At 63.7% G+C, this 13705-nt stretch carries 10 protein-coding genes, 1 tRNA gene and 1 pseudogene; 6 read left to right on the forward strand and 6 right to left on the reverse strand.

Features of this window, described 5'->3' with window-relative positions:
• The 3 genes and pseudogenes from CSC73_RS14325 to CSC73_RS14335 form a co-directional block, all read right to left on the reverse strand.
• A pseudogene (locus CSC73_RS14325) lies at window positions 1-1949 on the reverse strand (RHS repeat protein); the annotation flags it as partial.
• 51 nt (window positions 1950-2000) lie between these two features.
• On the reverse strand, window positions 2001-2285 hold the full coding sequence (locus CSC73_RS14330; RefSeq protein ID WP_163841467.1) for a hypothetical protein: 285 nt from the start codon (window positions 2283-2285) through the stop codon (window positions 2001-2003).
• A 404-nt stretch (window positions 2286-2689) separates the two neighbouring features.
• The gene (locus CSC73_RS14335; RefSeq protein ID WP_163841472.1) at window positions 2690-3862 is read right to left on the reverse strand and encodes a PQQ-dependent sugar dehydrogenase; all 1173 of its coding nucleotides are present in this window, start codon (window positions 3860-3862) and stop codon (window positions 2690-2692) included.
• 161 nt (window positions 3863-4023) lie between these two features.
• Between CSC73_RS14335 and CSC73_RS14340 the strand changes: the two genes are divergently transcribed.
• The 4 genes from CSC73_RS14340 to CSC73_RS14355 are packed head-to-tail and all read left to right on the forward strand — an operon-like array spanning window position 4024 to window position 7833.
• Window positions 4024-4272, forward strand: coding sequence for an acyl carrier protein (locus tag CSC73_RS14340; protein WP_093280582.1), 249 nt, complete (start codon window positions 4024-4026; stop codon window positions 4270-4272).
• Window positions 4273-4286: 14 nt separating this feature from the next.
• Window positions 4287-5792 (forward strand): class I adenylate-forming enzyme family protein, encoded by a 1506-nt coding sequence (locus CSC73_RS14345; RefSeq protein WP_163841475.1) that lies wholly within the window; start codon window positions 4287-4289, stop codon window positions 5790-5792.
• Window positions 5789-6769, forward strand: a complete 981-nt coding sequence (gene nadE, locus CSC73_RS14350) for an NAD(+) synthase (protein WP_163841480.1) — start codon at window positions 5789-5791, stop codon at window positions 6767-6769. The genes CSC73_RS14345 and nadE overlap by 4 nt, the downstream gene beginning before the upstream one ends.
• Window positions 6770-6774: 5 nt before the next feature.
• Window positions 6775-7833 carry a hypothetical protein gene (locus CSC73_RS14355; RefSeq protein WP_163841483.1) on the forward strand — a complete coding sequence of 353 codons (1059 nt, stop codon included), beginning with the start codon at window positions 6775-6777 and terminating at the stop codon, window positions 7831-7833.
• A gap of 64 nt (window positions 7834-7897) precedes the next feature.
• Here CSC73_RS14355 and CSC73_RS14360 read toward each other — a convergent pair whose 3' ends face one another.
• Window positions 7898-8917 (reverse strand): polysaccharide deacetylase family protein, encoded by a 1020-nt coding sequence (locus CSC73_RS14360; RefSeq protein WP_163841492.1) that lies wholly within the window; start codon window positions 8915-8917, stop codon window positions 7898-7900.
• Between CSC73_RS14360 and CSC73_RS14365 the strand changes: the two genes are divergently transcribed.
• Window positions 8916-9830, forward strand: a complete 915-nt coding sequence (locus CSC73_RS14365; RefSeq protein ID WP_163841493.1) for a glycosyltransferase family 2 protein — start codon at window positions 8916-8918, stop codon at window positions 9828-9830. The genes CSC73_RS14360 and CSC73_RS14365 overlap by 2 nt on opposite strands.
• 61 nt (window positions 9831-9891) lie before the next feature.
• Here CSC73_RS14365 and CSC73_RS14370 read toward each other — a convergent pair whose 3' ends face one another.
• Both CSC73_RS14370 and CSC73_RS14375 read right to left on the reverse strand, forming a co-directional pair.
• Window positions 9892-11286, reverse strand: coding sequence for a TIGR03013 family XrtA/PEP-CTERM system glycosyltransferase (locus CSC73_RS14370; RefSeq protein ID WP_163841494.1), 1395 nt, complete (start codon window positions 11284-11286; stop codon window positions 9892-9894).
• Window positions 11287-11642: 356 nt separating this feature from the next.
• Complete coding sequence (locus CSC73_RS14375) at window positions 11643-13157, reverse strand: right-handed parallel beta-helix repeat-containing protein (protein WP_163841496.1); 1515 nt, start codon at window positions 13155-13157, stop codon at window positions 11643-11645.
• Between the two features lie 323 nt (window positions 13158-13480).
• Between CSC73_RS14375 and CSC73_RS14380 the strand changes: the two genes are divergently transcribed.
• Window positions 13481-13557, forward strand: a tRNA-Arg gene (locus tag CSC73_RS14380).
• Window positions 13558-13705 lie beyond the last annotated feature (148 nt).

Below are 13705 nucleotides of genomic sequence, written 5' to 3' on the forward strand. Positions count from 1 at the left end.
GCGGTCACCGGATCGTAGCCCACCTGGGCCGCCACGATGCCGTTGACCGTGATCTTCTTGACCTGCCCGATCACCCACTTGCCCGTGTTGTTCTCGTATTCGTAGCTCTCCTGCTTGGAGAACCCCAACGAGCTGGATTTGGTCGCGCTGGTTTGCTGGGCGAAGGCGTCGAAACAACGGACGGCGCCGCAGAGATCGACAGACGAGGAAAAGGTCGCGCCGTCCTGGGAAGTGACGGCCTGCAGCAACGGGCGGTGATATTCGGCCGTGAATCCGTCGCCCCCGGGCTTCAGACTGCTGCCATAGCTGGCCGGATAAGCCTGATCCGCCCCGCTCAAATCGTAGGCGTTCTCGACCGTGCGCAGCACGGCGGTCTCGCCGGTGCCCTCCTCCACCTTGAGCAGCTTGCCTTCGTTGTAGCGATAACTATTGCCATAGGTGTAGCGGATCCATTTTCCATTCGGACCGGTCACCGTGGTTTTGCTGGAACCTGCGCAACTGTCGGAGGTGCAGTGGGGCAATGCGCAGTTGTAGGCGCTCCAGTTGCACACCGGATACATGATCGTCGTACCCGGATACCGGTAGCTGCTGATGCCGGGAACGTAGGAATAATTCCACTCCGCAGCCGCCAACCCGGGTCCGGAAACTCCTTTTTTCAACAACGTGAAGCTGTTGTCCGAGTTGGCCCACAAATTGACGTCGTCGGTCGTATTGTTGCCGCTGCCTGCTGGCGCGCCTACGGGATAGGTCGTCACGTGCCCGCAGCTGACAGGCACGTTGCTGCGCCCGTGTTTCTGGATGTTGACCGTAAAAGTGCCCAGCGCTCCGGCGGGATGCTTGAGGGTCCCCACGGGCGCCAGCGATGCATTCAAGGGCGTTTCCGGATTGGTGCAGGAACGCAGGATCTCCCCCGTGGGCGCTTCGTTGTACTTTATCTCGGCGTTGGTGAACTCCGCGAAGCCGATGTTCCAGGCGCTCCCGTCCGGCAGAGTCACCGAACTCAGCGTCTTCCGGCCGGAAGAAGTATCCGCATAGGCATAGTTCCAGGAGCGGGTGCCATCGCTCACGCTGGAAACAAAGCTGCCTGAATAGCTGACCGTCAGCTGCCGGCCATCGCTGGCCTGCATGCCCGTCATGCGCGCCGGCGCATTCCATGCGTTGGAATAGGTATAAGTCACCCAGTTGCCGAAGCGGTCCTCGACACGGGTGGCGTAGAGCGCATTCTTTCGCCGCGTCTGGTAGGCATAGACCGGATGCCCGTTCACATCCAGCATATTTCCCTTCATATCGGGCATGCGGTACTGCGCCATCCAGTTGAACCAGTACCGCGTGCCATCGGCAGTGGTGGCGATGAACCCCTCTCCGGTCGCATTGAGCACCGTTGAAAGACAGGCGATATGGGTCTTGCCGTCGCCCGTCACCCAGGGGTAAGGCCCGCCGGACGATGGCTTGGCGATGGCCGGCTTGGCGACCAGTACATCGCCTCCCGACCCGGGCAGATCGAGATTCAAGCCTTGCCAATAGTCTTCGTAAGTGTAGCCGCCACCAGGAAGAGCGGGAGGCGCGGCCACGGAGCAACGACTGCCCGGCGAGGCGCCAGGCGCATTCCAGTCGGGGGTATGCACGGCGTTTATGTTCGGAAGATCGACAGACCAGTCGGCGAGCATGTCCTCGCTGTAATAGTCCTTGCGGTTCATGACCGTGTACGAGCGCGAGAAAGCCAGCGGCAAGCTGTCGTTGCCCGGCAGGCTCACGTCGGTCGCAGAGAACGACAAGGCGCCATTGGACAGCTGGACTTGATCGCCCGCGAAGTCGGGCCCAAGCGGAGAAACGGCCTGACTGGCCTTCAAGCGTTGGCCGGTCTCCTGCCACGCGAACTTCCCCGCCGTCTGCGCGCTGGCAGAAACATGAAAGAACAACAGCATTACCGCTACGGCTACGCGAACCATCCTTTATCCCCGGGCTCCTGGAGCCGTTCTATGGCTATGCTTCGAATTCGGTTACTCGACCTGGTTCTCGCCGACGACGGCGTAGGTCTTGGAATCGACGAATATCTCGACGACTCTTTCGCCATTGACGGCCGCCTTCTCGGGATTGCTGACCGTTATCTTGAAAACCAGCCGGCCCGTCGCCTCAGGAATGGCCTCGACGGTGTAGTCGCCGGAATCCAATCCGCGGGTGCGCGCCAGATAGCCGGCGATCTCCACCGTGGCTTCCACGCGAATGCCGGACGACGCCTTTTCCGCTGTCTGCGCCAACAACGACAGCGGCAGCAAAGCCGCCAACAGGAAAACAAATCTTTGCGACCCTCTGCCCACACGCGCCCCCTGCATCGGCTTAAGAAAATCCCCGCCCCGCTCAGAACCTCATTGCGAGGCGCTGCCGCGTCTGTATATCCCGCGCGTTGCCGAAAGGCAACGGTTGACGATTAATGTTCCACGGCTCACGGCATGCAACCGGGACATGCCGCCTTTGGGCGGAATGCTTACAGTCGTTTTTCGCCCGAAAGGGCTTACGTATCTTTACGAAAAAAGCGGGCCGAAGCCCGCTTTTCTTCAAATCCGGCAAGAAAGCAACAGCTTACTCGGCCGCCACGCCCTAACCTTCTTCCGCGACCTTCATCGACAATAGAAATCATGTCTTTCCGAGTGGGTGCGCCCCGACCTGCATCGTGCACGTCCTTGCAATGCTAAAGGACCGTCGGCGTAATCCGCAACACCTTCCCATCCACCGCATCCGTCAACACATAAATCGCCCCCTCCGGTCCCTGCCGCACATCGCGGATGCGCTGCTGCAACGCACCGAGCAAACGCTCTTCGTGCGTAACTTTGTCGCCATCCAACTCCAAACGAATCAACTCACTCGACGCCAACGCACCAAGAAACAAATTGCCGCGCCATTGCGGAAACAGATCGCCGGTATAGAACGCCATGCCGCTAAGTCCTGGCGATACCGCCCAGACATGGTGAGGCTGCTCCATACCCGGCGCCGAATTGCCGACCGATCCGGGCACGGGCTCGCCGCTGTAATCCTTGCCATGAGTGATGACCGGCCAACCATAATTGCGTCCGGCTTGCGGAATATTGAGTTCGTCGCCGCCCATCGGGCCGTGTTCGCTGGTCCATATCTGCCGCGTCACCGGATGCAGCGCGGCGCCCTGCATGTTGCGGTGGCCGTACGACCAGATTTCCCCTCTTGCGCCGGTACGCTTGACGAAGGGATTGTCGTCGGGAATGCGACCGTCAGGCCAAATCCGCACCAGCTTGCCTTGCAGCTTGTCCAATTCCTGCGCGGCAGCGGCCGCCACGCGGTTGTCGCCCTGGGTGATGAACAGATGCCCGGCATCGTCGAAGACCAGGCGTGAACCCACATGAGTGCCGTGCGAAAGTTTCGGCTCCTGGCGATAGACCACCTTCGTATCCTGCAGCGCCCCGCCCTGCAGGCGCCCGCGCACCACCGAGGTGCCGGCCTTGTTGCCGCGCAGGGTGGGCTCGGCAAAGGACAGATAGACCAGGTTGTCGCTGGCGAAGGTCGGCGATACCGCCACATCCAGCAGACCGGCCTGGCCATCGACGAAGATCTTCGGCAAGCCCGTGATGGGCGCCGACACCTCGCCCGCTGCGGAAATACGGCGCAGGCGGCCAGGCCTTTCGGTGACCAGCATGTCGCCGCCCGGCAGGAAGGCCAGCCCCCACGGATGCTCCAGGCCGGCGACCAGCTCGGTCACCGCGTAAGACCCCTTCTCGGACGCGTGCACGGTGGGCGCTGCGTTCACCGCACGCGGCTCACTGGCCGGGGAAGCAGGCTCCTTGCCGCCGCAAGCCGACAGGCCGAGCAACAGGAGGACAGCCAGAATGCGCATGGCAACGACTCCGTGGAAATGCAGGGATGCCCGGATGTTAGCACCCGCTTCCGGTAGCGGGCGGGAGACGGCGGCGCCCGGCCTCCTTGCCCGCGTACTGGCCGGAATCAGGCCCAACCCGCGTTCATGTTGTTAGCACCAAGGGAGATTGGGGGATCCGCATGCAGCACAAGCAACAGATCAAGAAATTCATACTGGAGAACTTCCTGTTCTCGGACGACGAGTCCGCGATAGGGGACCAGGACTCGTTGATACGTGGCGGCATCATCGATTCGACGGGCATCCACGAACTGATCTTCTTCCTGGAAGACGAGTTCAAACTGACCATCGTGCCGGATGAAATGATCCCGGCGAATTTCGATTCGATCCAGACCGTCGACGAATTCGTCCGCCGCAAACTCGCCGTCTGACCAGCAGGCCGCACGTGAACGGATTACCTGGCCGCGTCGCCCGCATCGCCCGGGAAACACCGCAGCGCACCGCTTTGGTGGATGGTGCGCGCATAATCGATTACGGCCAGTTCTGGCAGCAGGCGCAGGCTTTCGCTACTCGGCTGCACGAACAGGGCCTGGCGAAGGGCGATCGCCTGGCCTTGTTACTACCCAATCGCATCGAAGCCGCCGTCGCCTGCTATGGCGGCTGGCTGGCCGGTGCCGTGGTGGTGCCGTTGAACGCGCAGGCGCGCGAGCGTGATTTCGCGCCCTGGTTACAGCATTGCGGCGCCCGCCATGTGGTCTACGAACAAGGCCACCGCGATGCGGAGCTGGCGCTGGAGCAGATCGGATACGGCGGTAGCCGCACCGTGCTGGCGGATGGGGAGCCCTTGCTTCCGTCGTCTGAAGAAACAGCCGCACCGGAAATCCAGATAGTCGAAGACAGCGACACCGCGCTGATTCTCTATACCTCCGGCACCACAGGCGCACCGAAAGGAGTGATGCTCAGCCACGCCAATCTCGCCGCCAATGCCGAAGCGGTGGTGTCCTACCTTGGACTGGGACCGGAAGACCGCGTGCTCAGCGTGCTTCCTTTCTATTACGCCTACGGCGCATCGGTCCTGCATACCCATCTCATCAGCGGCGCCTGCGTGGTGCTGGCGCCCAACCTGCTGTTTCCGCACTTGGTGCTGCAGTCGCTTTCGCAGGAACGCGCCACCGGATTTTCCGGCGTGCCTTCGACCTATGCGCTTCTGCTTCAGCACACCGCCTTGGGCGAATACGATTTCTCTTCGCTGCGCTACCTGACCCAGGCCGGCGGGGCGATGTCGCCGCAGCTGACCCAGCGCCTGCGCGCCGCCCTGCCCCATCCGCGCTTGTTCGTGATGTACGGGCAGACCGAGGCGACCTCGCGCATCAGCTGGTTGCCGCCGGAAAAACTGGACGAGAAACTGGGTTCGGTGGGCATTCCCGTGCAAGGCATGCGATGGAAGGTCCTGCGCGAAGACAGCAGTCCCGCCGACGTCGGTGAAAGCGGCGAAGTGTGGGTGCAAGGCCCCAACGTGATGCAGGGCTACTGGGACAACGCGGCCGCCACCGCCAGCGTGCTCGCCGAAGGCTGGCTGCGTACCGGCGATGTGGGTTACCTGGACGGCGACGGCTACCTGTTCCTGCAAGGACGCCGCAGCGACATGATCAAGACCGGCGCGCACCGCGTGCACCCTACCGACGTGGAGGAAGTGATCGCCGAAATTCCGGGCGTGACCGAAGTGGCCGTTGTCGGCGTGGAAGACGAAATCCTGGGCCAGGTGATCAAGGCTTTCGTCGTCGCCAGCGACCTGCCGCCGCGCGCGGAAGACCGCATCAAGGCGCATTGTCGCGCCCGCTTGGCCCCCTACAAGATCCCCAAACACGTCGCCTTCGTCGACGCCCTGCCGCGCACCGCTTCCGGCAAGGTCCGGCGCGTCCAACTGATGGAACCACAGAGCACAACATGACCACTCTCGACGCCAGCACCCTTGATATCGACTACGAAGCCGAAGCGGATCGCATCGCTGCGAAACTGCGCGAAGTCACCGCGCGGCAGCTGCACCGACGCGGCCTGGTGGTAGCCATTTCCGGCGGCATCGACAGTTCGGTCAGCGCCGCGCTGGCGGTGCGGGCGCTGGGCCCCGATCGCGTGTTCACCCTGATCCTGCCCGAACAGGACTCCTCCGACGACAGCGCCGCGCGTGCGCATATCCTGGCCAAGCATCTTGGCGTGCGCACCGAGACGGTGGACATCGCGCCCGCACTGGCCGCGATAGGCTGCTACACGGCGCGCGACGCAGCGGTGCGGCATGCCTTGCCGGAATACGGCGAAGGCTGGAAATTCAAGATCGTGATCGACGGCGGCACCGAAGGCCGCATCAACCGCTTCCGCCTGATCGCGCAATCTTCCGACGGTGCGATGGTCGAACGCGAGTTGCCGCTGCAGGATTACCTGACCATTGTGGCGGCCACCAATTTCAAGCAGCGCATCCGCAAGACCCTGGAGTACTTCCATGCCGACCGCCTGAACTACGGCGTGGTGGGCACGCCCAACCGGGTGGAATACGACCAGGGTTTCTTCGTCAAGAACGGCGACGGTTCTGCCGACGTCAAGCCCATCGCGCATCTATACAAATCGCAGGTGTACGGCATGGCGCGTCACCTGGGCCTGCCGGAGCGCGTCTGCGCCGCCATTCCCACCACCGACACCTACAGCCTCAGCCAGGGCCAGGACGAATTCTATTTCGCCCTGCCCTACCAGCAGATGGACATCGCCCTGTGGGCGCTCAACCACGACGTGCCCGCGAGCGGCCTGGCTGCGGCGCTCAAGATCAGCGAAACGCAGGCGCAGGCGGTGTATGAAGACATCCGCAACAAGCGCCGCACCACCCGTTACCTGCATCAGGCCCCGGTACTGATGAGTCCGGTGGTCGAACTCGACTGAACCCGATGAACGATCTGTCGCCGCCGCCGCAGTACGTGACCCGCGACGGCGACGCCTTGCGCGACCGCGATACCGTGCTGTCGATCTGGCACGGCAACCTGGGGCAGGAAGATCGCATTGCGGCGAAGTACGAATGGTTCTATCTGGGCTGTCCGTTCGGGCCGCCTGTATTGCAGCTGCTGCACTACACGCCCGATGCCACGGATATAGGCACCGCCTGCGCGGGCCGCCGCCGCATGCTGTGGCGTGGCGAGGAGATACGCGCCGGCGTGCTGGTGGATCTGACGGTGACGCCGGCGCATCGTTCGCTGGGTCCGGCCCTCATCCTGCAACAGGGATTGATCCAGTCGGGCCGGCAGCAGCTGGATCTGCTGTACGGATTTCCCAATCCCAAGGCGGCCGCGGTTTTCAAGCGCATCGGCTACGAAAAATTCACCGACATCGTGCGTCATGCGCACGTGCTGCGCCATGCGGGATATCTGCGCAACAAGCTTCCCGCTTGGCTCGCCGTGCCCTTGGGCGCACTGGCGGATATGGTGTTCGCGGCAAAGGACAGGCTGGCGCGCGCTTTCGGGCCGCGGTTGGCTTATGCGTGGTCGGATCGTGCCGATCCGGCGATGGACCGATTGTGGCGGGATTCGGAAAAAGGCAGCGGGCTGCTGGCCATTCGCGACAGCAAACATTGCAAATGGCGGTTCGACGACTCCCCTTTGGTGCGCACGCGCTACCTGTTCCTCACTGCAGCGGGCGATGCGGGCATGCAAGCCTGGTTCGCCACGCAGGTGGAAGCGGGCACCCTGCATGTGCGCGACTTCTGGTCGGCCGCCGGCCGCGGCCGCATGGAACGTTCGCATCTGCTGGCATTGCTATGCGCCGCGCGCGAAGCCGGCCACGCATCGGTTTCCATGGAGATCGCAGCCGACGATGCGCGCCTGGAAAACTGGAAGCGTTGCGGCTTCGTCGAACGCAGCCGCCGGCCTGTGTTCGGCCGCTGGAGCCGTGACGAAACAGCGGATCCTCAGGCGATGGATCTGTTCCTGACTTCCGCGGATGAAGACGAATAGTCCAGCGAGTCTGCGTGCCCGGGAATTCCAGGCGATGCGTGCCGGCGCCGTTGCCGCCCGCGCGTCAGGCCAACCGTCTGCTCTGCCTGCGGAACAGGTAAAGCGCCAGCCAATCGGGACGGAACCGCCCCTTCGCATCGACCACCGTATCGGTTTCGAAGCCCGTCCGTCCCAGCAACCAGCCAGGCTTTGGCGCCACCGGGTTGAGCACCGGCACGCTGGTGAATACGAGTTCGTAACCCGCCTGGCGGGCGCGCTCGGCGATTTCCGGCGTATGGGCGCCATGCGGAAACGACATGGATTCGGCGTTGGGAAGCGGCTGCCCGAGATGCCGCGCCAACTCTGTCCGCGCACCGCCCAGTTCGGCGTCCACATCGGCCGCGCGCGTCATAGGCGTGTGGGTCTTGCCATGCAGGCCCAGCGCTACTCCACCTGCCTGCAACTTGCGCAGTTCGCCCACATCGACCATGTGCCGAAGGCCGTCATCGAGCGCCTGCAGATATGGGGCCAGTATTTCGTCCCTGCGCCCGGCATCTATTTTTTCGAGCCTGGCGATGGCGTTGCGCAGCGAGCCCATCGACTCGTCCTGCGGCGTCCACGCTTCGGCCAGCGCGGGCGCCATGGCGCGGGCCAGCTCATCCACCCGCAACAGGCCGCGGCGCCAGGCGGAAATCAGGCGCTCCTGAAAAAAGGGCTGCTGCGTTCCCACTGCGTCGGCCACCACGAACATCAATCCCGGCAATCCTGCGCGCTGCAGCTCCGGCAATGCGTAGTCGGCATTGTCGGACCAGCCGTCGTCGAAGGTGATCAGCAACGCATGCGGCGGCAATGCCGCGCCGGTGCGGTGCGCTTCCAGCACCTGCTGCAGCGAGACGACGTTGTAATGGCGCTTGAAGAACGCCAGCGATTCGGAAAGATGGGCGATGGACAGCGTGTAGTCGGGATCGCAGGTACGCCAGCGCGGATCTTCCGGACTCAGCGTGCGGTGGAACATCACCACGGTTAGACTGCCGGCATTGCGCAGGCGGTGGTAGAGGCCCAGCAGACCGCTGGCGTAAAGCAGTTTTTTGGAGAAGTCCTTCATGGCGCCAGCGATCGAAGTTTCCGCGATTATACCCACATACAACCGGCGCGAACTGGTGGTCCGCGCGATAGATTCGGTGCTCGCCCAGACCCGGCGCGTCGACGAAATCGTGGTGATCGACGACGGCTCCACCGACGGCACCGAGGCCTATTTGCGGGAACGTTACGGCGACCGTATCCGCTATGCCTGGCAGCCCAACGCCGGCGTCTCCGCCGCGCGCAACCATGGCATGTCGATCGCACGGGGCCGTTACTTCGCCCTGCTGGACAGCGACGACGAATGGCTGCCGGAAAAGACCGCACGGCAAGTGGAGTGGATGGAAGCCCACCCTGATTTCGGCATGGTCATCTGCGACGTGGAACGCGTGGACGGCGATCACCGCCTGATCGACGTGTTCCGCCGGCGCGACACCATTCCCGAAGACGGCTGGGTCCTGCGCTGGATCATCCACAACCCCGCCCTGGCGCCCGCGTCGGCCATGCTGCGGCGCGAAGTGGTGGAAGACGTAGGCGGGTTCGACACCGGTCTGCGCACCGCCGAAGACATCGACTTCCATCTGCGCGTGGCGCAGCGCTGGCGGATCGGCGTGGTGGAAGCCTCGCTGGTCCGCGCCATGCGCGGGCACGACGGATTGTCGGCCGAATCCTCCACGTACGACGACTACGTGCGCGTTGTCGAGCGGGCCGTCGAGAACGCCAAGGGTATGGTCGACGATACCGAGCTGCGACGCGCGCTGGCCGCTACCTACGCACGCAACGCGCGCGGAATGCTGATCCGCAAACGCTGGCGCGATGGCTGGAACCTGGCGGCGCGGGCGTGGCGGTTGACGCCCGACCGGGCCCTGCGCGGAGATCTGCTGAAACTGGTCCCTTTCGGTTTGCGTCGCGCCGTGCGCAGCCTGCTTCCCGGTTGAATCGGGCGTTGCGGCTGTCGCCGCGCGGTTGTTGCCGCAGACCGGATTCCGCTGCCGCGGATCAGCGCGCGCCCCGCCCGAACATCACCACTTCCACCGTCTGCAGCAGGATCATCAGGTCGAACACCAGGCCGTGGTTCTTCACGTAGAACAGATCGAACTTCAGTTTTTCCTCCGCGTCCTGCACGGACGCGCCGTAGGGATAGCGCAACTGCGCCCAGCCGGTGAGGCCCGGCTTCACGCAATGGCGCACGCCGTAGTAGCGGATTTCGTCCGACAGCAGATTGACGAAGTGCGGGCGCTCCGGCCGCGGCCCGACGAAGCTCATGTCGCCGCGCAGCACTGCGAACAACTGCGGCAGTTCGTCCAGGCGGGTCAGGCGGATGAATTTTCCTACCCGCGTGCTGCGGTCGTCGTCCTTGCTGGCCCAACGCGCCACGCCGTCTTTTTCCGCGTCCACGCGCATGCTGCGGAACTTGGTCAAAGTGAAGTTCTGGCCGCGCTGGCCCACCCGCGTCTGGCTGTAGAGGATCGGCCCTTCCGACTCCAGGCGTACCGCCAGGGCGACGATCAGCATCACCGGCCATGCCATCAGCAGCAGAATGCTGGCGGCGATCAGATCGAAGAAGCGCTTGCTCAATCTGCGCGGCGTGGAATAGTCGAAGCCGCCGGAGAACACCAGCCAGGACGGGTCCACCACATTGAGCTGCACCATGCCGGCTTCGCGTTCGAAGAAGGTGGAGATGTCGATGACCGATATGCCGCGCTGCACGCAGGTAAGCATGTCTTCCATGGGAAGACCGCCGCGGCGCTCGTCGGGAGCTATCACCAGCTCATCGATCTGCAGGCGCTCGGCCAGCTCGTGCAGGCCGCTTTCCGGCATTTCCAGCAGATCCTTGCTGACCAGAACCGCCTGTCCCGGCACCGGCACGAAGCCCACCACCACGAACGAACGGCGGTCTGACTGGCGACGCATGCGGCTGTTGATCAGCTCCGCGTTCTTGCCCGCGCCGAACACCAGAATCCGCTGGCGCAGCGAATCGGCGCGGATTACGCGCACCGATATCACCCGCACCAGGATCACGCCCGCCAACCCCATCGCCAGCGACATGGCCAGCACGCCGCGGCCTATATAGGTAGGCGGAATCAGGTAGTACAGGACCACCAGAGCGACGCCGCCGAAAGCGAACGACAGCGTCGCCCGCAACAGGAAATCCAGCCGGTTGTGGCGGACGTGGACCTGATACATGCCGAAGGCGGCCATCGCTCCGGTGATGAACAGCGCCACCAGCACCGCGCGCAGCGGAGCCTGCTGGGAGAAAACGAAGTGGCTTTCCGGATCGTTGTGGAAACGGATCCAGGCCGCGAACATGACCGCCAGGACCAAAGCCAGCATTTCGGCGAGCCAGAGCAAGCGCACGGCGCGGGTCTTGCGGCTTGCGTTGGCGGACTTCATCGGTCGCTTCCCACGACGGACGCGCACAGTCCGTACTGACGGCGGTGCAGAAGTTTTCCGGCGGGAGCGTCGCCGCTTCCACGCAATGTCATCGAACCAGGCATCTGTTCCCCCGTGGCGTGCCGTTCAGCGCTGGCGCTCCTTTGTTCCGGCCTCCCGCCAGGGGCCGCCGATCCAGCGCTCACCCACATGGCGTGGGCTACCCAGTACAACGCCACAGGGGTGACGATCCGGCCAAGGCCGGAATCCTTGTTCTCCTCTCCGGCAACGCAGGCGGCCCAGAAACGATTCCAGCCGCCTATGCGGCGGCTGGTCGTCAGCGTATCAACGGAAGGGCCGGTCCACGCCCATGCAGGTCATTTCACTATGAAGCGCCGATAGCGCTTGGCCGGCGACTGGCGCCAGACCGTTGGCCTGGCCTGCTGCCCCCGGACGGCAGGTACCGGCGCCTGCGCGGAGGACTGCGTGGGCGCGGGAGCGGCAACCTGCCCGCCCCGGGGCGGAATCATCGGCTGCGAGCCGTTGACGCGGATGGGGGCGCCGGTCGATTCGAATTGTTCCAAAGCGCCTATGTCGATCGTTCCATCCAAAGGCGTGCGCGGCTTCTGCGCCCCTATCGCCATTTTCGCGCGCAGCGGCGGGTCGAAAGCGGCCAGCACCAGAGGCGTCGGGAAAGGGAATGCCGCAGGCGTCGCGGGTGAATTGTTGCCGGCGTTGATCAACGGACTTCCGGCCAGCGGCCGCAGCGAGCGCTGGGCGACGCTGGTCAGCAACGGGTCGGCGCCGCGCAAGGTCCCGGTCCATTCCGCAGGCACCAGGCTGGCCGAAGCCTGTACCCAGTTGTTGCTGCCGGCGACCTTCCGGCCTCCGGACCACGGCTCACGGCTCTGCGGTCCGCAAGTGGGGACACTGACGTTGCTGGCAGGATTTTCCCGCACGATCGCAGGCGTCCCGGACGGCTGATAGACCACGTTGTTGTGCATCTCCAGCGATCCCTGGCCAAGCTGCACCAGCACCGCGTTGACCGCGCCCGTACGATCGAAAACGATCGTGTTGTTGGCCAACCGGGTTCTGCCCTGATTGCGGCCTTCCAGATCTCCCCCGATACGCAACGCGTTACCCGAACGGCTGCTGGAATTGTGGATGATCACGTTGCCGACCACGTCCGCGTCCTCTCGCCGGAGGTCGGCGGTCCATGCGGGCTTCTGCGTCTCGCAATCGGGCCCTATCAGCTCGATCTCGTGCAGATTGGAGCCCTCGATCCAGTTGTAGTAGATCTCCGCCCTCTGATGGCGCACCCGTACCAGCACTCCGCCCGTGGCGTCGTGCACATAGTTGTAGCGCATACGGAACACGGTATCGGGAAAAGCCACCTCGTCCGATTGCATGTAGATGGCATGACGGGTGTCGCCCTGGCCGGAATTGGCTATCTCGCTGTATTCCAGCGTGAACGCGCCCGAGTTCTGGTCGGCGGCCAATATTCCATGCGACGGACAATCGTGGATGTAGGCATCGCGGACAGTGACGTCATGCGCCTCGCTGAAGACGCAGGTGCTGGTGCCGCCCCTGACTTCGAAGCCTTCGAACACGATGTGGTTCGATTGCTCGAACTTGATCGTATGGCCGCCGCCCTGCAATACCGGGCGCGTGGCGCCGGCGACGCGGCGCCAGCGGATGACGACCGGATTGGCTTCGGTGCCGCCGTCGTCATCGCCCACCACGATCCCGCCGGTGTAGGTGGCGTTGCCGTCCACTTCGACGATATCGCCTGCTGCCAGATTGTTGCTGCTGAAGACCGCGGATAGCTGCGTGTATTGACGGCCAGACGGTCCCACCGTGTAAGTGGTGGCCGACGCGGCGGCAGGAATCATCGCCAGTAGACCCGCCAGACACAAAAACCTTTTCAAACATTGCATTTGCTTTTAACCCCCAGCGCCATGGCGCCGTTGATCCCCTGCCCGCACATTGTCCACATTCCGGCGTGAACGCCCCGCTAAACGGGAAGGACGAACAGACGCTTCGGACGGACTTTCCGCACATTTCACCCGGCACCAGATCGCCACGGCGGTCCCGAGGGGCGACAGCCGACAGAAGGAACGGTTGGTAGAGAGGGCGACTGTCTCGCCGGCACCCGGGCCATCGATGCCGGATGATTGACGGCTCAATTCAGTTCGTGCAAAATTCCGCTTCTAATGCGCCCGTAGCTCAGTTGGATAGAGTACCTGGCTACGAACCAGGCGGTCGGGAGTTCGAATCTCTCCGGGCGCACCACCGAGAAAGAAACAAGAAGCCAGCAGGCAACTCGCTGGTTTTTTTGTTTGCGCGACCGATGGCAACTCCGGCCGGCGGAATCCCGGCTGGACAGCGAAGCATCCGCGCAGCAGGCGCCGCTCTTCCGGCGATACGGAGCGGAAGACCG

The organism is Pseudoxanthomonas sacheonensis, assembly GCF_010093305.1.
In the GTDB taxonomy this organism is placed as follows: Bacteria; Pseudomonadota; Gammaproteobacteria; order Xanthomonadales; family Xanthomonadaceae; genus Pseudoxanthomonas_A; species Pseudoxanthomonas_A sacheonensis.